The 20,213-nt window shown below is 43.8% G+C and carries 15 protein-coding genes and 1 pseudogene; 13 read left to right on the top strand and 3 right to left on the bottom strand.

What is annotated here, in order from left to right:
• Window positions 1-54: 54 nt before the first annotated feature.
• A pseudogene (locus tag AB6D07_RS16800) lies at window positions 55-267 on the bottom strand (sulfatase-like hydrolase/transferase); the annotation flags it as partial.
• 374 nt (window positions 268-641) lie between these two features.
• On the opposite strand from AB6D07_RS16800, the gene dmeF reads away from it, so the two are divergent.
• From dmeF to AB6D07_RS16770, 6 genes are all read left to right on the top strand, one after another.
• Window positions 642-1,628: a CDF family Co(II)/Ni(II) efflux transporter DmeF gene (dmeF, locus tag AB6D07_RS16795; RefSeq protein ID WP_017104382.1), complete on the top strand. Its 987-nt coding sequence runs from the start codon at window positions 642-644 to the stop codon at window positions 1,626-1,628.
• Window positions 1,606-2,022 carry a MarR family winged helix-turn-helix transcriptional regulator gene (locus AB6D07_RS16790; RefSeq protein ID WP_017104381.1) on the top strand — a complete coding sequence of 139 codons (417 nt, stop codon included), beginning with the start codon at window positions 1,606-1,608 and terminating at the stop codon, window positions 2,020-2,022. The genes dmeF and AB6D07_RS16790 overlap by 23 nt, the downstream gene beginning before the upstream one ends.
• Window positions 2,023-2,635: 613 nt before the next feature.
• Window positions 2,636-4,360: a methyl-accepting chemotaxis protein gene (locus AB6D07_RS16785; RefSeq protein ID WP_032500876.1), complete on the top strand. Its 1,725-nt coding sequence runs from the start codon at window positions 2,636-2,638 to the stop codon at window positions 4,358-4,360.
• 259 nt (window positions 4,361-4,619) lie between these two features.
• Complete coding sequence (locus AB6D07_RS16780; protein WP_017104379.1) at window positions 4,620-5,618, top strand: hypothetical protein; 999 nt, start codon at window positions 4,620-4,622, stop codon at window positions 5,616-5,618.
• 219 nt (window positions 5,619-5,837) lie between these two features.
• Window positions 5,838-6,758: a LysR family transcriptional regulator gene (locus AB6D07_RS16775; RefSeq protein WP_029223191.1), complete on the top strand. Its 921-nt coding sequence runs from the start codon at window positions 5,838-5,840 to the stop codon at window positions 6,756-6,758.
• Window positions 6,759-6,939: 181 nt separating this feature from the next.
• Window positions 6,940-8,988: a TonB-dependent receptor domain-containing protein gene (locus tag AB6D07_RS16770; RefSeq protein ID WP_017104377.1), complete on the top strand. Its 2,049-nt coding sequence runs from the start codon at window positions 6,940-6,942 to the stop codon at window positions 8,986-8,988.
• A gap of 140 nt (window positions 8,989-9,128) precedes the next feature.
• Here the strand turns inward: AB6D07_RS16770 and AB6D07_RS16765 are convergent, their stop codons facing one another.
• Window positions 9,129-9,872 carry a class I SAM-dependent methyltransferase gene (locus tag AB6D07_RS16765; RefSeq protein ID WP_017099857.1) on the bottom strand — a complete coding sequence of 248 codons (744 nt, stop codon included), beginning with the start codon at window positions 9,870-9,872 and terminating at the stop codon, window positions 9,129-9,131.
• Between the two features lie 126 nt (window positions 9,873-9,998).
• Window positions 9,999-11,324 carry a sensor domain-containing diguanylate cyclase gene (locus tag AB6D07_RS16760; RefSeq protein WP_017104376.1) on the bottom strand — a complete coding sequence of 442 codons (1,326 nt, stop codon included), beginning with the start codon at window positions 11,322-11,324 and terminating at the stop codon, window positions 9,999-10,001.
• Window positions 11,325-11,550: 226 nt separating this feature from the next.
• On the opposite strand from AB6D07_RS16760, the gene AB6D07_RS16755 reads away from it, so the two are divergent.
• The 7 genes from AB6D07_RS16755 to AB6D07_RS16725 all read left to right on the top strand — a co-directional run bounded on the left by AB6D07_RS16755 (window position 11,551) and on the right by AB6D07_RS16725 (window position 20,128).
• Window positions 11,551-12,009: a GNAT family N-acetyltransferase gene (locus AB6D07_RS16755; protein WP_012604063.1), complete on the top strand. Its 459-nt coding sequence runs from the start codon at window positions 11,551-11,553 to the stop codon at window positions 12,007-12,009.
• A gap of 14 nt (window positions 12,010-12,023) precedes the next feature.
• On the top strand, window positions 12,024-12,620 hold the full coding sequence (locus AB6D07_RS16750) for a LysE/ArgO family amino acid transporter (RefSeq protein WP_017104375.1): 597 nt from the start codon (window positions 12,024-12,026) through the stop codon (window positions 12,618-12,620).
• A 291-nt stretch (window positions 12,621-12,911) separates the two neighbouring features.
• Window positions 12,912-13,568: a glutathione S-transferase family protein gene (locus AB6D07_RS16745; protein ID WP_017104374.1), complete on the top strand. Its 657-nt coding sequence runs from the start codon at window positions 12,912-12,914 to the stop codon at window positions 13,566-13,568.
• 213 nt (window positions 13,569-13,781) lie between these two features.
• Window positions 13,782-15,053, top strand: coding sequence for an exonuclease subunit SbcD (gene sbcD, locus AB6D07_RS16740; RefSeq protein WP_017099861.1), 1,272 nt, complete (start codon window positions 13,782-13,784; stop codon window positions 15,051-15,053).
• Between the two features lie 5 nt (window positions 15,054-15,058).
• The gene (locus tag AB6D07_RS16735) at window positions 15,059-18,775 is read left to right on the top strand and encodes an AAA family ATPase (RefSeq protein ID WP_372091879.1); all 3,717 of its coding nucleotides are present in this window, start codon (window positions 15,059-15,061) and stop codon (window positions 18,773-18,775) included.
• A 235-nt stretch (window positions 18,776-19,010) separates the two neighbouring features.
• Entirely contained in the window at window positions 19,011-19,154 is a 144-nt protein-coding gene (locus AB6D07_RS16730) for a DUF2256 domain-containing protein (protein WP_017104371.1), read from the top strand.
• An 89-nt stretch (window positions 19,155-19,243) separates the two neighbouring features.
• Complete coding sequence (locus AB6D07_RS16725; RefSeq protein ID WP_081324630.1) at window positions 19,244-20,128, top strand: PA4780 family RIO1-like protein kinase; 885 nt, start codon at window positions 19,244-19,246, stop codon at window positions 20,126-20,128.
• The last annotated feature ends 85 nt before the right edge of the window (window positions 20,129-20,213 follow it).

Below are 20,213 nucleotides of genomic sequence, written 5' to 3'. Positions count from 1 at the left end.
TCATTAGTGATTGTACTCACTTAACTCAGTGTCCAAAACTGCTGGTGCGGATCACGAAGCACGGCCAGCCGTACAAGATTGTTGTGCGTACATATCCGTAAAAATAGCACCCTCGTTAGCAATACGGTCGATGTTAGGCGTTTCGTAGCCCATCATTCCACGGTTGTATGCACTAGTGTTGTAGTAACCAAGATCATCTGCCCAGATAGCAAGAATGTTCGGTTGGTCTGCCGCAGCGACGCCTTGAGCAACGCTGAGTGCGCTCATTGCTAACACGGTTTTGGTTAATTTAGTCAAGGTAATGTCCTTTCTTTAGTTTCTATTTGTTTAGAAAGAAAATACCAATTTTGTATTAACTCAGAGGACTACTGGGTATGAATTCTAGTTACTTAGAAGAATAGTGGAGCCGTGATCAGGGCTAGTGTTTTACTCAAAATCAGAGACCTGCCCCAGAGTTTATTTCTTGATTAAGTGAGCCTTACTCATTTACGTCCCATTTCGAAAATCAAATTCGCCGTTGACAAACTTTGATAATCAAACTAAATTTCAACTAATTACTTTGATTGTCAAATTACTTGTCAATCAAAGGGCTTTTATTAAAAGCGATAATCTAACCACAAACATCAGCTAAGGACGCCATTTTGAGTTTTCCAACACGTCACCAACACCACTTTTCTTCACATAACAGCCAAGGTGAGAAACGCACGTTCTATGTCCTGTTATTGACCGTCGTTACCATGGTTGTCGAAATCGTTGCGGGTACCATTTATGGTTCAATGGCATTGCTTGCCGATGGTTGGCACATGGGAACGCATGCTGCAGCGTTTGGTATCACCTTATTTGCATACCGATATGCGAAGAAACATGCCGAGAGTGAACGTTTCTCGTTTGGTACTGGCAAAGTCAGCGTGTTAGGGGGCTACACCAGTGCGATTGCATTGGGTATTGTGTCATTATTGATGCTGGTGGAATCAGTGCATCGTTTATTTAACCCACAAGCGATTCAGTTCAATGAAGCGATCATCGTTGCCTGTATTGGTTTAACTGTGAATGTGGTGAGTATGTTTTTACTCGGCGATCACCATCATGATCACGGACACGAGCATGGCCACGATCATAGTAAGAATCACGGTCATTCACATAGCCATGATCACGACAGCGACCAAAATCATAAGCATGGTGAGCACCATCATGACCATAACCTACGCGCAGCCTACATGCATGTGTTGGCGGATACGTTGACTTCACTGTTGGCCATTGTTGCGCTGCTGTTTGGTAAGTTTTACGGTTGGAACTGGTTAGATGCAGCAATGGGAATGGTTGGCGCATTTGTGATTGCTAAGTGGACGATGAACCTTATGAAACAAACCAGTCCAATCCTGCTTGATGAGAATATCCACCAAGATTATCGCGACTCAGTGACCGAAACCTTAACGCCTTATGCGTCGGTCACCGATTTCCATATGTGGAAGGTGAGTGGGCATCACTATTCAGCAGCAATTACTCTTGAATCAAACAGTGATAAAACGGTGTCTGAATATAAACAAATGCTCTCCAAGTTTGATAAGATTAATCATCTTACTCTTGAAGTGCATTCAAACGACCATGCGAAATATAGAACAGCTTAACCAAATACTGACTGAGTTCTACGATAAAATGTCTTCGTGGGAGCAGTCTGTTGTCAAAGAGACGGGTTACTCCCTGGCTCAAGTACACACCATTGAAGTACTTGGTATGCATGGCGCGTTAAGAATGAAAGAGCTCGCTGAAAAGTTGTGCATCACCACGGGTACACTTACTGTTCAAATAGAAAAGCTGGTTAAAGCTGAATTGATTGAGCGCCATGAACACCCAACGGATCGTCGTGCGATTGTGGTTGCCTTGACGGATGAAGGGCAGAAGATACACGTTCACCACAATCAGCTTCACTTGAATTTGGTTAGTGGACTAACACAAGACATCGAAGAAGATGAGAAAGCGGTGTTATTGAAGTGCCTAACCAAGATGGTAAAAGCGTTTTAGTCAGTCTTGAGTTCGCACCCTAACTCTTTAGCTGCAAAGCGATTTACTAGACAATCAAAAAATGGACCTGACTCGAATTGAGTAGGTCCATTTTTTTCGCCGTTTACGCTTTACTGTACAATCATCAATAGACGGATTCACTGTTTAAAAACCAAGTCAAAACCTCCAATGTTGCGCTTCGCTCGTGCTCTTCTGGAGAGCCAAAAAAATGTCACTCACAGCCGTTAGAACAATAATTGCCCAAACTGTTTTAATTTAAAGCCTTAATAGCAAGGCGTTCAGCTATTTATACTCCGTCAAATATCTGTCTCTCAGTTTTATAATTCTATTAATGTACATGTAGCGAAAATGTGTTATTGATTGCTTTGTCGTTAATGAGGTGGGTCTTCTTTGTTTGAATGTATTGATGAGGTCACTACTGGCGGGCAGGGCCGCTGCAAAAACTCAACCCCATTACTGATAAAAAATCATAACAATAACTCGATCGCACTAGCCGTATATCCATGCTTTGATGCGATCAATTAGACACTTATAGTTAATTTAGTAAAGACGAGCCATGTATATGAATATAAAGAAAAAGCTCTATTCGTTGGGGGTGTTCTCCATCTTCGGCATGATTTCATTGTTGTTTACCACCTCTCAATTTGCGGACACCACCGCTAAAATGAGCGAAGCCAAACAAATTACCAAAGAACTTGAAGTGCGACTGCTCAACCTTCGTCGTAACGAGAAAGATTTCTTACTTCGCAGTGATCTGAAATACCTCGACAAGTTCGACGTAAATTACAAAAAATTCTTAGCGTCTGAATCTGAGCTTAATGCTGTGCTGAATGATCTGGGTTTGGCCAACAGTACGCATTTGCGTGAAGATATCGAAACGTACCACACAAGCTTTGTTAACCTTGTTAAAGCCAGCCAAGTGTATGGACTAGCACGAGACAAAGGCTTGTTAGGGGAATTTCATGCTGTACTCGATAACATCAGTGCCACCGCGAGTGCTGAACAAAAAATTGAGCTGTATCTCTTCAATGATCTGATCGAGAAGGGTGAGTTCGACCCAAGTGTTCTGTCTATTACTTCTAATGCGGGTGGCTCAGCTGCTTTGATAGAAGCAGCTCGTCAAGTCGTAGATCAGAAACGAGTGATAGGGTTAAAACATAACGAAGGGTTACTAGGGCAAGCGCGCACAGGTTCGCACGTTATCGAGACTCAATTCAAAGAATTCTCGGCCGTGTTAGATCAACAGGCACAGCAAGAGATGGATAAACTATCGCTGATCAACAACACCCTTTGCGTCACACTGTTAGTGGCGATCATTCTATTCAGCTGGTTAATCGTACGTTCAATCATCGGTAAGATTGAATCTCTACTTACTGTGATCCGTAATATTGTCGACTCGAACGACGTGTCTATTCGTGCGACGGAGAATGGCAAAGACGAACTCGGTAAGCTAGGCGAATACTTCAATCAACTGCTAGACCAGCTTGAAGGGTTGATTGCGACGTCTCAATCTAAGTCACATCAGTTGACACAAAGTACGTCGAGCATGCATGACGAGTTAGAATCGGTCATCAAACAGTTCGAAGTTCAAGCAAACCACACCTCAACAATGACAACTTCAGTGCAAGAGATGGTACTGACTATTGGGGAAATATCAGAAAGTACATCGGTTGCCGCTGAAGGCGTTCATCAAGCGAAAGTGAATGCCGACAAAGGTCGTGAAGTGGTGGTTGATACCATCAATAACATTACCCAGTTGTCTGAACGCCTTTCAAGTAGCCAAGATTCGATTAGTTCTTTGAATCACCATGTCGATCAAATTGGTAGTGCCGTTAACATTATCCAAGGTATTGCGGAACAGACTAATTTATTGGCATTAAACGCAGCCATTGAAGCCGCTCGTGCTGGTGAGCAAGGTCGTGGCTTCGCAGTTGTTGCGGATGAAGTCCGAGCGTTAGCAAGCAGAACGCACCAATCAACCACTGAAATCACCAGTGTAGTCACTGCAATCCAGAGCCAAATGAATGCTTCTATGACAGAGATTGGCGAGTGTAACCAACAAGGCCAGCTGACACTTAAAGATTCAGAAGAATTGGATGCAAGCTTGCAACTGATTTTGAGTGATATGGAAAGCATTCAAGGCAACTCAGAACGTATTGCTTCAGCGATTGAAGAGCAGGGTGCCGTAATGACACAAGTGAGTGACTCAATTACTGAGTTGAATACCATCTCGAATGATAACAACGGTTCGGCGCAGCATTGCTTGGTCGAAGTGGATAAAGTAGCTGAGCAAGCGAACGATATGGATCAAGCGGTAGCGCAGTTCAAGACGTCATAAGATTTCTAGAGTAAGTTAGAAACCAAAGACGTGAGTTCATAGAAAACAAAGGCGTGAATTATTCGCGCCTTTTTTGTGCCTGAAGGATAGGCAAGTTTCTGAATCGATAGAAATAAGAATAAGGCATTACAAAATAGACTTAAGTATCTGTGGAATAAAACTAAAATAATGACAGACTAACGATGAACGAACGCGTTGACGTGAGCCATGTCTTTGGCGCGTTTCGAATAAACGTTAAATCTTACGGAAGAGGAACAGCATGCACTACGACGTATTCAATGGAGACGCAGACGGTATCATCGCGTTGCTACAACTGCGATTAAGTGAACCGAGAAAAAGTGTGCTCGTCACCGGTGTAAAGCGTGATATTAAGTTGGTTTCTCAAGTTGTCAGTCAAATCATAGAGCCGGGCAATCCAAATGATGTCTCTTCCGTTACCGTTCTTGATGTGTCGATGGAGAAGAACCTGCCAGCATTGCACTCACTGTTAGATGCCAACATCGATGTGTTTTACTGCGATCACCATCGAACAGGGGACATGCCAACCTCTGAGTATTTAAACACTCTGATAGACACCTCGCCAGAGAGCTGCACGAGTTTACTGATTAACCAGAAGCTAAATGGTGCACACGTAGCTTGGGCAATCGCGGCGGCCTTTGGTGATAATTTAAAAGTAGTGGCCGCACAGTTAGCTGATGAAAATGGATTCGAACAATCACAAATTGAGTTCTTAGAAGAGCTAGGTACCTTGGTTAATTACAACGGCTACGGCACATCATTGAGCGATTTGCACTTCACGCCAGCTGAACTCTACCAAACCCTTTATCAATATCCGAATCCGTTTGATCTTTTGGATGACACAGACTCGGTGTTTTATCGACTACGAGCTGCTTACCAAAATGACCGCCAGCAACTATCAAACCTTGCCCCTGTTTATGAAAGTAAAGTCGCACGTGTGTTTGAACTGCCCGGTGAGACTTGGGCAAGACGTATCAGCGGTGTATTTGGCAATGAGATCGTGAATCAAGATCCAAACCGAGCGCAAGCAGTATTAACGAAAAACCAAGATGGCGAATCTTATACTGTTAGCCTAAGAGCACCACTATCCAATAGAACAGGCGCAGATGAAATTTGCTCTAGCTTTGTAACTGGCGGAGGAAGAAAAGCAGCGGCTGGCATTAATCAACTTAGCGAACTTGATAGAGGGAATTTCATTTCACTGTTGGACGCTTATTATTCGCCGAGTGTTGAGCGCTAACGAAAATAGTAGCGAGAGTGAATAGGGTAAAGAGAGGCCATTTGGCTTCTTTTTTTGTGTCTAAAGTCACCCAAATAAGCCTTTCAAAAACTTAGTTAGCATCAAATTCGGCACTTCACATTGTATGACATCAAAGTAAGAGTGATTATCAATTGTATTAATTCTGGGGAAATAGCACTATACGCATATTGAATCTTCAGTATTTTGAATATCCTTATAATGAATCTTGCCCAGGTCGACCTTAACCTACTCGTTATTCTTAAACACCTTCTTGAAGAGAAGCACGTATCAAACACAGCCTTGGCGTTGGACATGAGCCAACCGACGGTGAGTCGTTCACTACAAAAACTACGAACGGTATTCAACGATGACTTGTTAGTCCGCGCAGCCTATGGTTATGAGCTAACCCCGAAAGCAGAAGTCATCAAGCAAGACCTCAATTCTGTGCTCACACGCCTTGAGAAATTGGTCCATGGAGACGTATTTGAACCGGAGACGAGTAATAGTAACGTTCGGTTCTTTGGCTTGGTTCCTCAGGTTTCACACCTTTTGCCAAAAGTCGTGGCACAAATCCGCCAACAAGCGCCGAATATGGTTGTCGATATCGACTCGATTCCTAAACGACACTTTGAACCTCTGTTATCAGGTGATGCGCACTTTGTATTGTCGACGCATGAACCATTAAGTTCTGAACAAAACCTGTATCGAATGTTCGTAATCAGTCGCGATTATCGGTTACTAATGAGCAAAGACCACCCTCTGGCGGATAAAGAGATCACCGTTGATGATTTATTGAGTAGCCAACTCGGCCAGATCTCACTGCAAGGGGATAAGAAGCTCTCGATTGAAAGTCGTTTCAAAGATTTGGGCTTGATCGATAAGCAGCGTCAGCTATCGATACCGATTCAACTGTCTAACTTTAACGTCGCTCCAGATATGGCTGAAGCGACCGATATCATCTTTCACCTGCCGACACCTTTTGCTCAACAAGCAGCAAAACAGAGAAACCTTGTTTGTAAACGCGTACCCAAAGCGATCAGGAGCCCATCAGAAGACGTATATCTCTACTGGCATAAACGTTTCCACAATGACCCTATGTGCCGTTGGATTCGTGAACTATTTAAAGAGACATACTCCTAAATTATCTGGCACATGAATGTTACTGGCTTAATGCTAATGAATTGAATATATGTTGCCTGCATTATTTGATAGGTGAATAATCATAATGAATTTTCAGCATGAAACTTTCGTTGATTGGAGTGATAACTGGCTGTTTAATGCAAACCATTATCATTACTAATTACATATAAGAATAAATATCATGTCTGAGAAATCTCTTTTGATTCGCAAGCCTCTTTTAGTTCGCAAACCTCTTATGATTCGTAAACCCCTTTCGGTCGCAGTAGCTATTATTTGCACCTCACTATCGGCTAACGTGTTAGCGCAAAAAGAAGCGCAAGCAACAGATGAGCAAATGGTTGTTACGGCAACTCGTACTGAAATGGCTCTAAAACAAGCGCCAGCTTCAATGTCGGTTATCACCGCTCAAGACATCGAAGACAGCCCTGGAATCACTTTGGCTGACATCGTTGCAGAATCAACGAGTGTGGAATCTGATTTTGATAGCACACGTGCTGGCCGTCAGATGATCTCTATTCGTGGTATGGATTCAGACTATACGCTTATCATGGTGAATGGCCGTCGCTTAAGCTCTGCAAGTGCCATCATTCGTGGTAACGATTTCGATCTCTCGACTATTCCAGCTGAGTCAATCGAACGTGTTGAAATCATCCGCGGCCCAATGTCTGCACTTTACGGTTCAGATGGTATGGGTGGCACAATCAACATCATCACCAAAGCTCCAGAAAACGATTGGAGTTCTACATTAAGTATGGACACTTCATCTCCATTAGACGGAGATGGTGGCGAAGAATATTCTGTTGGTTTTACTACGTCCGGTGCATTGATTGATGATGAGTTGTTTGCGCGTTTTTCTTTAAATCAAACCTCGCGTGACGCATGGCAACCATATACAGGTAATGGTCGTGAAAATATTACCGCTCTAGAGGAACGCGACACTTTAAGTTTGCTTGCCAACCTGACATGGAATATGACAGACAATCAGACGATTGATTTAGACCTTGGCTATAGTGACGATAAACGTGATGGTTTAGCAGAACACGCTACAGGTTCGAACCTAGTGGATAGTAATGTTGTACGTAACAGTCAAGCGATTACACACAGCGGTTTTTGGAACTGGGGTGACACACAAGTTCGTTACTCTCGTGAAAACGTGACAGACAACGATGCCGCTGATCTAGGTAACAATTACAGTAGCGATGTAGAAGAGCTAACTCAAATAGTAGAAGCGTCAGCAACGACTTATCTCGGTGATAGTCACACCGTAACTTTTGGTATGGACTACCAGTTGAGCGAATTAACCAACAAAGAAAACTTGATCAACGGTACATCAGAAGCGTATCAAGGTGCTTTGTTTGTTCAAGACCAGTGGTTGATGACTGAACAACTCACCGCAACCATTGGTGGACGTTTAGATAAGCACGAATTGTACGGTGAAGAATTCAGCCCGCGTGTGTACTTGGTTCACCAAACGACTAATGACCTCATCATCAAAGGCGGCGTGGGTAAGGCGTTTAAAGCGCCTTCGTTAACTCAAAACCAAGCTGACTACACTGTTAATAGCTGTAAGGGAGCGTGCGATTTATATGGCAACGAAAACCTGAAGCCTGAAACGAGCTTGAACTATGAAATTGCAGCAATATACAACCAACCACGTTGGAATGTTGAAGGTGCCTTGTTCCGCAACGAAATCAATGACCTTATTGATCGCGATGAAACGTACTGCGAGAACGGCGGAGTGTTTGAATCGGGTAAAGGGTGCGCGGACAGTTCTAGCTCTACTGGCTATGTAAAGGGGAAGCGTACTTATACCAATGTATCTGAGGCGGTGGTTCAAGGTGCTGAACTTACGGGTCAGTACCAGATTACAGATGAGTGGGGCGTGTCAGGTAACTACACGTTCTTAGACACAGAAGATAAGTCAACGGGTCAAGAGTTGCTAGAGCGTTACAAGCATTCAGGCTTAGTTAAACTGAGCTGGAGCCCGACTTTCGATCTGAATACCTTTATTAGTGCGCGTTACCGTGGTGAGCGTAATATCGAAACTGATTTGACTCAAGATGCATACACTACTTTAAACATTGGTGGCGTATACAACATTAATGATTCAGTTAGAGTACGTGCAGGCATTACTAACTTGACTGATGAAGCTGTATCACAAGAGCTAGAGAGTATGGGTTATGTTGAAGATCCACGTACTTACTACGTAGGTATGACAGCGGACTTCTAATCAATCTGTGTTTGATTTGGTAGGAAGATACATATAGAAACGAAGAACCCACATTGGCTCGATACTCTATAAAGAGAACGGCGAGTGTGGGTTCTTTTTTGTGTGCTTGTATCGGTTTAATTCGTTTGGAATTAGCTTACCTAGATTTTTACACAAGTGACCAAAGCATTACCTGATTTGGTATCCCAAGGCAGCAGCTTGTCATAATCGTGCTCAAAAATATGAACCTCAAAGTAGGGCTTCAATATCTCGATCAATTCCTTAAACGAGAATGCCACCATAGGGTGTTCGTCATTCCATACTTGAGTTTCACCGGCAGTCGTTTTTTCGATGCTTAGCTTTAACGTTTGCTTGCTACCTTCGCCGGAGTAATACCAACCTGAGCGAAAGGTAAAGTCATCATGTTCTTTGTTGGCTGTATGTCGAACAAACAAGTCATTGCTTATCTTCTCTTTATCAACCACGTTGAAGCAGAAGACACCTTCGTGTTTCAAAGCTCGGTGCACGCTTGCAATGCACTCTTTTAGTCTCTCAATACCGTCGTTGTAATGGATGGAATACAAGAAACAAGTGATAAGATCGAGCGGTTCTGAGACCTCAAAGTTACTCATGTTTTGTACTGAAAAGTTAGCTTCAGGGCAACGAACTTGAGCAATGTCGAGCATTGGTTTATTCAGATCAAGGCCACTACTTTGATAGCCGTAATCAATAAAATGGCGAACGTGTGGTCCAGTGCCACATCCAAGGTCGAGGTGTGTTTTTCCTTCATTTCCAAAAATCTGATGTAACCTACGAACGCAGTCACTCTGCGCTTGGTAGTCAATATCGACACACATTAAGTCATAGTAACCGGATAGGTCGGTATAGAGTGCGTTGGCGGACATGTTTGCCTGCAGCATTTGCTGAAAAAATTGGGGTGGCGCATAGTAAACTAGAACTTAAAAATAACAAGAAAATCTTGGGTCAACTTATAGGCTTAAATGACCTTTTCTTGATGCTTAGCAATTGTTTCACGAGCCACACTCTATACATGCACCTTCGTGGTTTACTGAGACTCTATTTTTTCCGTCGGATTTAGCACGATAGAGCGCGTCGTCTGTAACTCGAATCAACGTATCTAGGGAGTTGTTGGTACGAACGATGCAACTGTCGGTAATGCCAATACTGACGCTTGATTGAAACTTGGTGCGATTAAATCCCAAGAATTGATGGGTTCGAAATTCTTCGCAAATACGTTGACCCACAATTTTTGCTTGTGAGTATGCCGTGTTGAGAATGGTTCCATGACTCGTTCGGTTTTTTGGAAAGAAGACGATAAACTCTTCACCTCCCCAGCGGCCAACCACGCCGTTCAAGCCTTTGACGTGCTTCTTAATGGTATTCGCGAGAGTGCGAATCACATCGTCACCAACACTGTGTCCAAATTGGTCATTAATCTTTTTGAAGTCATCAATATCCAACAGTAAACAAGACATCTCAGTTTGTTCTTTTAACGGCTTTTTTAACCAATCGTAAATGGCACTGCGGCTGAATACTTGTGTTAGGTCGTCGTGAAGTGCGCGATGCAAGAGTTCTTGTTCTAATTTCACCTTGTCGGAAACGTCTTCTACCACCACTTGGATCGCTTTTTCGCCTTCCCAATTGATGATGTTGTCGTAGATGTTGAAGTGTTTTTTATTCCCATCAAAGCATTGGTTTTCAACCACAGAACTGAAGCTTGGTGTATCACCGGCAAGAATACTTTGGCTGCGTCTCATGGCATTGATACGATTGTCCGGCGGGATAATTGAAATGATTGAGTCCATGGCGAGCACTTCTTCTATCGATTTGGCGCCTTGCATTTCAACCCAGGCTTGATTAACCATTAGAGGCTTGAAATTTTGGTGGACGAGCACGCCCTGTTTCGAACTATTGAGTAAAGTCCGGTACATACGATCTTTTTCTTGATGTTTACGCTCTGAAGCAACAACTGAGGTAATATCTATGATCATTACACGAAGAGCGGGGCGGTCGTTGACTCTGACCGCTTGAGCAAGGCTAAACAGCGAGAGAAGGCGGTTATTCACCGGAATATCTTTATAGAGCTTTCCCTTTCTCAGTTGGCCTTTAATCGCAGAAAGGTAACGTTCACGGACAGAGCCGTGATAATCTTTGGGTATTAATGAGTAGACAAAATCGACGTTGTTGAGAAGTGCTTCACGGCAACTGTAACCGAAGATTTTTGCAATGTTTTCGTCGACATCGATGACACGGTGGTCTTGCAGCGTAATATAGCCCTGTGCAGAGTCGAAATTCTGCCTAGGGGTGGCTGTGGTTAAATCTAGTTGGATGCTCATATAGATCTGACTACATATCCTCTCACCAAAAACAGGTGCTTTAAATAAATGGTGGTGTCGTAAATAAATTGTGACTGCTGTATATCGACAAAGCTATCAGATACCTAACACGGCAAGCGTCACGAGACTATGTGATTAAAGTGTGCCGTACGCAACTTTTTGAGGGTAGCGTAATTTTACTGTATCTAAAACGGATAAAAAAATTATTAAGGATAATTAAAGAGTTATGGAAATAAAAATTGATGATTTGTCGGGTGGAGAGGTTATTGAGCTACTCGAAGAGCATTTAGCTGATATGTATGCGACATCGCCAGTCGAAAGCGTTCATGCACTGGATCTAGATGGGCTCAAGTCGCCAGAGATTACTTTTTTCAGTGCTTGGAAAGACAGCCAACTGCTTGGGTGTGTCGCCATTAAAGAGCTTGATACACAACACGCTGAACTGAAGTCAATGAGAACCTCGCAGTTTGCAAGAAAGTCCGGTGTCGCAAGCAAGCTATTGCAGCACGTTTTGGATACGGCAACCGCTCGCCAATATCGACGTATTAGCCTAGAAACGGGATCGGAAGACTACTTTAAGCCAGCGCGTAATTTGTATCAAAAATTTGGCTTTGGTTACTGTGAACCTTTTGCTAATTATGTGTTAGACCCGCACAGTCATTTCATGAGTATTGAGTTACGTTAAGAGGCTAGCTTTAGATGACGACTTACTTAGCAGGTTTCTCCCTTGGCCTTTCGTTGATTCTTGCGATTGGCTCTCAAAATGCGTTTGTTTTAAAGCAAGGGCTTAAGAACCAACACGTATTGGCAGTTTGCGCTGTATGTGCCATTTCTGACGCCTTACTCATTAGCTTTGGTGTGACGGGGTTTGGCGCGATCGTTGAGCAGTTCCCTCAAGTTGAGCAGTTTGCTCGTTACGGTGGGGCTATCTTTTTAGGCGTTTACTCATTCTTGAGCTTTCGCTCAGCATTTACCGAAAATCATGCCTTAGAAGCCAGTGTCGAAACCAAAAGCTCTTTAACCAAAGCAGTCACCATGTGTTTAGCGTTTACTTGGCTTAATCCGCATGTGTATCTGGATACTGTGGTATTGCTTGGTTCTATCTCTACACAATATCAACCAAATCAAATGTTGTTTGGTGCAGGTGCAGTATCGGCTTCATTCGTGTTCTTTTTTTTACTTGGCTATGGTGCACGATTCTTAGCTCCAATGTTTAAGAACCCGAAATCATGGAAGATGTTGGAGTTTGTTGTAGGAGTGATCATGGCATCTATTGCACTATCTTTGGTTGTTTAGTTTTACTCTGCTTTCGTTAACTTCTCCTCATCAGTTGAACGCTGGTGGGGAAAGTACGGCTTGTTAGCTTGCTAGCTCGTTAATTAGTAATTAGTACTGTATCCCTCTGTCTTGCCTCCCTAGCTATTAATTATTCTTTGCAAAGATTTCGCATTTCTCTGTTGGTTTTAAACGTCTTGATAACAACAAATTAAATTATTTCGTGAAATAACGAATTATTCTTCGTCTTTTGGATTTTGGGTTCGTCTTAGGGGTGTAACAAGAAATTATTAACCCGATTCGGAGCCAAAAATGATTAAATTGATTAGCTTTAAAAACTGCCCATTTGTTCAACGTGTAATGGGTTCACTAGTAATGAAAAACGTCCCGTTTGAAATTGAGTACATTGAGCTGAATAACAAACCACAGTGGTTTTTGGATATCTCACCGAACGGGCAGGTTCCTGTATTGATTACAGAAAATGACACCGTCCTTTTTGAATCTGATGCAATTGTTGAATATCTAGACGATAAATATACGCCTATTGAAGAGGTTTCACCCGAGCAGAAAGCACTCGACCGTGCTTGGTCTTATCAAGCGAGCAAACATTACATGCCACAGTGCGGCACCATGGCGAGTAAAGACAAAGAGACATTTGAAACACGCTTAGCCAATTTACAAAAGGCGTTCCTAAAGGCAGAGAAAAAACTGGGTGATACTGAGTTCTTTAAAGGGGACTACATCTCTAACGTCGACATCGCTTGGTTACCACTGTTACACCGAGCATTTGTAATTAAAGAGCGTTCAGGCTTCGATATGCTAGAAAGCTTCCCGAAAGTACAGAGGTGGCAAGCGGCTCTGATTGAATCTGGATTGACCGATAAAACCGTTCCAGCGGACTTTATTGACAAGTTCAGCGGCTTTTATTTAACGAATAACTACCTGGCAAGCCTAGCAGAAGCTCGCTAAAAAAAGATTAAGTATTTTATGGCGTTTAGGCCACAGACAACTAAAACCGCTCTAACGTTGAGCGGCTTTTTAATGTCAAAAATAACGATTGGTCACGCTATGGCCAGAGTTGGTCTAGAGTCTGAAATTAGTTGGTTTTCACAAGCTTATAAAAGGGAATTATGTCGACTATTTTGGTAGATTAAAGGGATTACAGACTTCCAGTGAGCAGCAATGAAGATTCTTCACACGTCCGATTGGCATCTTGGCCAAAACTTCTACAATAAAAGCCGTAAGAATGAACATGAACGGTTTTTACAATGGTTACTTGAGCAAGTTACTGAGCACAACATCGACGCGATCATTGTTGCTGGCGATATTTTTGATACCAGCACACCGCCGAGTTACGCTCGTGAGATGTATAACAAGTTTGTGGTCGACTCGAGCAAGATCGGCTGCCAATTGGTGTTGTTAGGTGGAAATCACGATTCGGTGTCTGTGCTTAAAGAGACACAACAGCTGCTCAAATACATGGGTGCCGATGTGATTCCTAATACCAATGAAGATCATGCGACTCAGGTTGTCGAACTAAAAGGCAAGAACGGCGATGTAGAAGCGCTGGTTTGTGCCATTCCCTTTATTCGCCCTCGCGATGTGTTGACCAGCCAGGCGGGTGTTACTGGTGTAGAGCGTCAGAAGCAACTCGGCGATGCAATCAAACAGCACTACCAAAGTGTTTATGATGCCGCTTTAGAAAAACGTGCGACGTTTGAAAACAGCGAGCACATGCCGATTATCGCTACTGGTCATTTAACAGCGATGGGTGTCCAACAATCGGATTCGGTGCGTGATATCTATGTTGGCAACCTTGATGGTTTCGCCGCTGATGGCTTCCCAGATGCAGACTATATCGCACTTGGTCATATCCATCGCCCACAAGTGGTGGCAAAGCGTGAATACATTCGTTATTCAGGCTCTCCAATCCCACTAAGCTTTGATGAACTTAAATCTCAGAAACAAGTGTGTGTTGTTGAGTTTGTTGAAGGTGAGCGCACCATTTCTCAATTGCCTGTTCCTACATTCCAACCTCTAGCTGAAATCAAAGGCGACTTGAGCGAAATCGAATCTCAGCTGAACCAATACATAGGTTTAGATAGCGAACAAAGCGTGTGGTTATCGATAGAAGTGCAAGCGCAAGATTACTTGTCGGATCTACAAGAACGTATGCGTTCATTGACTGACGGTTTGAATGTGGAAGTACTTCAACTGCGCAGAGCAAGAGAGCGTCGCAATCAAGCATTAGAGCAAGAGTCGGCAGAAACCTTATCTGAACTGAGCCCGATGGACGTGTTTACGAAGCGTATTGCCTTAGAAGAGTTTGAAACCGATTCTGAAAAAGCGCGTTTAGAGCGCATGACGGTGAAGTTTAAACAAGTGATGGTTGAAGTCTCTTACGGTGCGGATAGCCAAGAAGAAATAGAAGCGCAAAAAGGGACAGGTGAGTAACGAATATGAAGATTTTAAGCCTAGAATTTGAAAACCTGAACTCTCTGAAAGGTCGTTGGAAGCTCGACTTTACTCAGTCACCGTTTGCAGAAAATGGTCTGTTTGCGATCACCGGCCCAACGGGTGCGGGTAAGACAACGATTCTTGATGCGATTTGTTTGGCACTGTTCCACCGAACACCACGTTTGAAAAGTATCGCTAAAGGCACCAACGAGCTAATGACGCGCGGTACCGGTGAGTGTTTCGCTGAGATTGAATTTGAAGTGAAGGGTAAAACTTACCGTTCTAATTTTCATCATAAGAGAGCGCGCGGAAAACACGACGGTGCGCTGCAGACACCAACCTGTGAATTTGCGGATGCTGATAGTGATGCTGTATTAGAAACGCAGCTCACTAAGAAAATTAAGATGGTTGAGACCGTGACCGGTTTGGACTTTTCACGATTTACTAAATCTATCATGCTGTCGCAAGGTGAGTTTGCTGCTTTCTTGAATGCCAACGCTAACGACCGTGCCGAGTTATTGGAAGAGCTTACGGGTACCGAAATTTATAGCCTGATTTCAGAGCGTATATACGACCACTTCAAATCGAGCGAAGAATCACTCAACCACCTAAAAGCGAAAGCTGAAGGGGTTAGCTTACTGTCTGAAGAGCAAATCCAAGAGCTAACCGCAGAGCGTGAAACGTTAGAAACCGAACAGAAGCGATTAGCTGAGCAGTTAAAAGAGTGGCAAGCGCATCTAAGCTGGTGGAAAGACGTGACCAAAGCTCAGCAAACTATTGCAACCAGTGAGCACGATTGTAAAACCGCTCAAGATGAACTAGGCCGTAACCAACCTTCATTAGAGCGCTTGGCAAACAGTGAGCCGGCTGAAAAGCTGCGCCCAATGCACAAAGATTTAAAGCGTTGCGAACAAGAGGTGAACACTACTCAAGCTCACTTAGATAACAGCACCAAGTTACTTGCCCTTCGTGATGTAGAGAAGCAAGACGCGCAAACTCAACTGACTCAAAGCAGTGCAATTGTCGAACAGGTTAAAGCCGAGCAACAAGATCAAGAGAAGATCATCGATCTCGTACGTCCGCTAGACAACCAAATTACCGTACTCAAAGATAAGCAAACTGCGGCCGTTAATGCAGCAAATACGCTAAACGAGCAACACACGCAACAGCGTAATCAACAGATTGTTTTAGTCCAAAAAATTGATGCACTGAAGCAACAAGATCAACTCAGCACTGAGTACTTAAATACACATCAAGCTGACCAACATCTGGAAAAATACTTAGGTCAGTGGCAAGCCAAAGTTGAGCAAGTTCGTACGCTAGAGCGTCAACATGCAGAACAGTTAAACTCGGCTAAGCAAGCTTTGTCGGCTCTTGATGCTCAGCAAGCGGTTATCAAAAGTGCGCAACAAGCCAAAGCAACGCAAGACAAAACTTTAAGTGAATTGGTTGTGTTAGAGAGTAGTGCAAAGCAACAGTGGGAAGCATTGCAAGGCAACACCAGCGAACAAGTATTGAATGCGCAAAAAGATCTGTTGGAGTTTTGGAATCGCAATACGCACTCATTACTCGAGATCAATCGTGGTTTCCTAAATGCCCAACAACAGCTGCACGCAAAAACACAGGCACATCAGACCAACACCCAATTGGTCGACAAGCTTTCGAAAGAACGTGAAGTGTTAGTCGAGCGATACCAAGAAAAAAAGACCTCACTTGAACGTTTAATTCGCTTAATTGATCAAGAAGGTGACCTTGCGAAATACCGAGCGTCATTGAAGCCAGGTATGGATTGTCCATTGTGTGGTTCAACAGACCATGCGATCGAACAATCACAAAGTTCGAAGGATTTGAATGCCCAGAAAGAGCTTGAGGAACAACAATTAGCAGCGATTCAGAAAGAAGGCCAAGAGCATCGTCAGCAATTAGATTCTCTTGCCCCTATGGTTGCAGCGCTTAACGATGACATTCAACGTGCGCAAGCGGATATTCAACAAGCTCAACTGAATTGGCAAGGCGTTGTCGGCAAGCTTCAACAGAGCTTATCGGATTTCGTTGGCACTGCTCCTGAATTGGCGTTGCTAACGATTAACGATTTAGGCTATGAAGCTATAGTCGCGACCTTTGCTCAGCAGTGTGAAGTTCAACTAAGTCAGAGCTCACAGCAACTCAAAGCGTTGGCTGATGCGAAAGCACACTATGCCGAAGCTGAGAAACAACGCTTGTCTGCAAGTGTTATGGCTGACAAGGCGCAGTCTAATCTCGAGTTGGCCGAGCAACGCTTAGCGGATCTGAATAAGCAAAATCACAGCACGAACGAACAAGTGGCTCAGATAGCTCAAACAAAAGAACAGCAATGGAACGCTCTGAAAGAGAGCATTGTTCAAACGGCTATCGAAGCGCCTGAACTTGAACATATTGATGATTGGTTTACTGCGAAATCGCAAGCATCAAGCACATGGCAGCAAACCAAACAGCAACAGGCCGATATTGAAAAGCAGCTGATTACTCAAAATGCCGAACTGAAAACCTTAGATGACAAGCTAAGCAGTGTTGAGAAAGAGCTCGCGACACTCACGCAACAGAGTGAGTCTCTAGTGTTAGAGTTGACTCGTATTAGTGCTGAAAGAACAGAGTTGTTTGGTGACAAAGACATTCAAGCCACCAGCAATGCGATGAAGAAAAAAGTCACCGAAGCGGTAAATGCATTTGATGCCGCGCAGTTGGTGCTTAACCGCTCCGAGCTGGAACATCGAACTGAGCAAACCAAACACATTAGCTTCTCTGAAGAGTTGACTAGCAAGCAGTCAAGTTACACACAAGCGTCGAATGCTTGGTTAGAAGCACTGAAAACGAGCCCATTCGAAGATGAGGTAAATTTTGAAGCGGCGTTGTTGGATGAGGAGGTTAGAACTCAACTTCAAAGCCTGAAGAAGTCTTTAGACGAAGCGATTGTCAGTGCACAAGCAAGGTTGAATACCGCCAAAGCGACGCAAGTGGAACTACAAAACCACGTAAATGCGAAAGCATGGCAAGAGCAAGACCAACAGCAAGTTGAAGAAGCAACTACTGAATGCCAAAACGCACAACAAAGCCATGCGACAAAGATCGGCGCAATTTCTGCCAATCTTGAAACGGATAGCCAGAACCGCAGTAATCAGCAAGATCTGTTCAAGCAGATCGACGAACAGCAGGTCGAGTTTGATGATATCTCACGTCTGAACTCACTTATCGGTTCTAAGAACGGCGATAAATTTCGTAAGTTTGCCCAAGGTTTAACTCTGGAAAACTTGGTGTATTTGGCGAACAAGCAGCTACAGCGTTTACATGGTCGTTATGAGCTAAAACGTAAAGCCGATGATGGCTTAGAACTTCAAGTGCTCGACACATGGCAGGGCGATGTGATGCGTGATACCAAGACGTTATCCGGTGGCGAAAGCTTCTTGGTGAGCTTGGCGTTGGCATTAGCGCTTTCTGATCTTGTGAGCTACAAAACCAGTATTGATTCTCTGTTCTTGGATGAAGGTTTCGGCACGCTGGATAGCGACACATTGGACATTGCCCTAAACGCGCTCGATAACCTGAATGCGTCAGGCAAGATGATTGGCGTCATCAGTCACGTTGAAGCACTGAAAGAGCGAGTGCCTGTTCAGCTTAAAGTAACAAAACACTCTGGCTTAGGTGTCAGTGAGATGGAGAAGCAGTATAAGGTTGTGACTTAGATTTAGCTGTATTCATTATCGTCATTCCCTAAAGTGAGGTACGAACCCAATAGGGAATCTAGCTTTGCCATTGATACAGCAGATCCCCGACTCAGTCGTCCCTCCTTCTCGAGGATGACGAAGTCGGGAGTTGCCATAAATCACTTCGCCATCACTCCTTAAAGTCAGGAACGAGCGTAATAGGGAATCTCTCTTCAACGAATAGGTTAATGGATTCATCGACAAGGAAGCGGTCATGCACAAGAAACAACTTCTACCCACCAAGACATGTCCCGTTTGCCTCAAACCATTCTCATGGCGTAAAAAGTGGCAACGCTGTTGGGAAGAGGTGATTTATTGCTCTGAACGTTGTCGTCGCCATAAGACAAAACCCACATAATCTCCCTTCATTTAAGAATCTATTGAGAATAACCACTCATTTAACGAGTTAATATTTTATCTGTCAGGTAACTCATGTATAAAGACGACATGAAGATACCTAAAAGAATACAGCCTTTAGTTGACGATGGTTTAGTCGACGAGGTGAAAAGCCAACTCATGAGTGGCAAAGAAGCGTCAGTGTACATAGTACGCTGTGGTGATACGATCCGTTGTGCCAAGGTGTACAAGGAAATAAGCCAACGTAGCTTTAAAAAAGCAACGGCATATCGAGAAGGGCGAAAAGTCCGCAATAGCCGCCGCGCTAGAGCGATGGAAAAAGGCTCTGGTTTCGGTCGCGAGCAACAAGAAAAGGTTTGGCAAAGTGCTGAAGTGGATGCCTTATATAAATTGGCAGAAGCGGGCGTACGTGTGCCTGTCCCTTACGGTTGTTTTGATGGCGTGCTGCTTATGGAACTGGTCACTGACGATGATGGTTATGTTGCACCACGTTTGAACGATGTCGTCATGTCAGCAGAGCAGGCGATCGAAGACCACGCTGTGATGATGACTTACGTAGTTAAAATGTTGTGTGTCGGTTTGATCCATGGTGACTTGTCTGAGTTCAACGTATTGGTGGATGAATATGGCCCGGTGATTATCGATTTACCACAAGCGGTTGATGCTTCTGCGAACAACAACGCTGAGTGGATGCTGGCTCGTGACATCAATAACATCCGTGACTACTACGCTCAGTTTGCTCCTGAATTGGCGAAAACCGAGTATGCCAAGGAAATGTGGGCGCTGTACGAGAAAGGCGACTTGAAGCCAGACAGCAAACTGACGGGTGAGTTTACGGAAACCGACGACTTGGCTGATATCGAAGCCATCATGCAAGAGATAGACGCTGCGCGAATTGAAGAACAACATCGACGCGAGCGAGCGAAAGAAGAGAAAGAAGGTGTTGACGATACTAAGTTCAATTGGGCTGAGTAATCGAGATGATCAGTTTTGGTCTTTAGCTAGATATCAACCAAACGCCTTTTAAAACAGAGGCGTTCTTTCTAAATAAAAACCCAAT

Origin of the sequence: Vibrio sp. 10N.239.312.C11 (assembly GCF_041466065.1) — a bacterium.
GTDB lineage: Bacteria > Pseudomonadota > Gammaproteobacteria > Enterobacterales > Vibrionaceae > Vibrio > Vibrio tasmaniensis_A.
This window is presented reverse-complemented; position numbering and strand designations above follow the sequence as displayed.

What these genes read in the sequence shown, in the direction of transcription:
- AB6D07_RS16755 (WP_012604063.1), top strand. Translation starts at nt 11,551, where the DNA reads ATGGAAATAAAAATTGATGATTTGTCGGGTGGAGAGGTTATTGAGCTA.
- AB6D07_RS16735 (WP_372091879.1), top strand. Translation starts at nt 15,059, where the DNA reads ATGAAGATTTTAAGCCTAGAATTTGAAAACCTGAACTCTCTGAAAGGT.
- sbcD (WP_017099861.1), top strand. Translation starts at nt 13,782, where the DNA reads ATGAAGATTCTTCACACGTCCGATTGGCATCTTGGCCAAAACTTCTAC.
- AB6D07_RS16730 (WP_017104371.1), top strand. Translation starts at nt 19,011, where the DNA reads ATGCACAAGAAACAACTTCTACCCACCAAGACATGTCCCGTTTGCCTC.
- AB6D07_RS16725 (WP_081324630.1), top strand. Translation starts at nt 19,244, where the DNA reads ATGAAGATACCTAAAAGAATACAGCCTTTAGTTGACGATGGTTTAGTC.
- AB6D07_RS16775 (WP_029223191.1), top strand. Translation starts at nt 5,838, where the DNA reads ATGAATCTTGCCCAGGTCGACCTTAACCTACTCGTTATTCTTAAACAC.
- AB6D07_RS16750 (WP_017104375.1), top strand. Translation starts at nt 12,024, where the DNA reads ATGACGACTTACTTAGCAGGTTTCTCCCTTGGCCTTTCGTTGATTCTT.
- AB6D07_RS16780 (WP_017104379.1), top strand. Translation starts at nt 4,620, where the DNA reads ATGCACTACGACGTATTCAATGGAGACGCAGACGGTATCATCGCGTTG.
- AB6D07_RS16760 (WP_017104376.1), bottom strand. Translation starts at nt 11,324, where the DNA reads ATGAGCATCCAACTAGATTTAACCACAGCCACCCCTAGGCAGAATTTC.
- AB6D07_RS16745 (WP_017104374.1), top strand. Translation starts at nt 12,912, where the DNA reads ATGATTAAATTGATTAGCTTTAAAAACTGCCCATTTGTTCAACGTGTA.
- AB6D07_RS16765 (WP_017099857.1), bottom strand. Translation starts at nt 9,872, where the DNA reads ATGTCCGCCAACGCACTCTATACCGACCTATCCGGTTACTATGACTTA.
- AB6D07_RS16790 (WP_017104381.1), top strand. Translation starts at nt 1,606, where the DNA reads ATGCGAAATATAGAACAGCTTAACCAAATACTGACTGAGTTCTACGAT.
- AB6D07_RS16785 (WP_032500876.1), top strand. Translation starts at nt 2,636, where the DNA reads ATGATTTCATTGTTGTTTACCACCTCTCAATTTGCGGACACCACCGCT.
- AB6D07_RS16770 (WP_017104377.1), top strand. Translation starts at nt 6,940, where the DNA reads ATGTCTGAGAAATCTCTTTTGATTCGCAAGCCTCTTTTAGTTCGCAAA.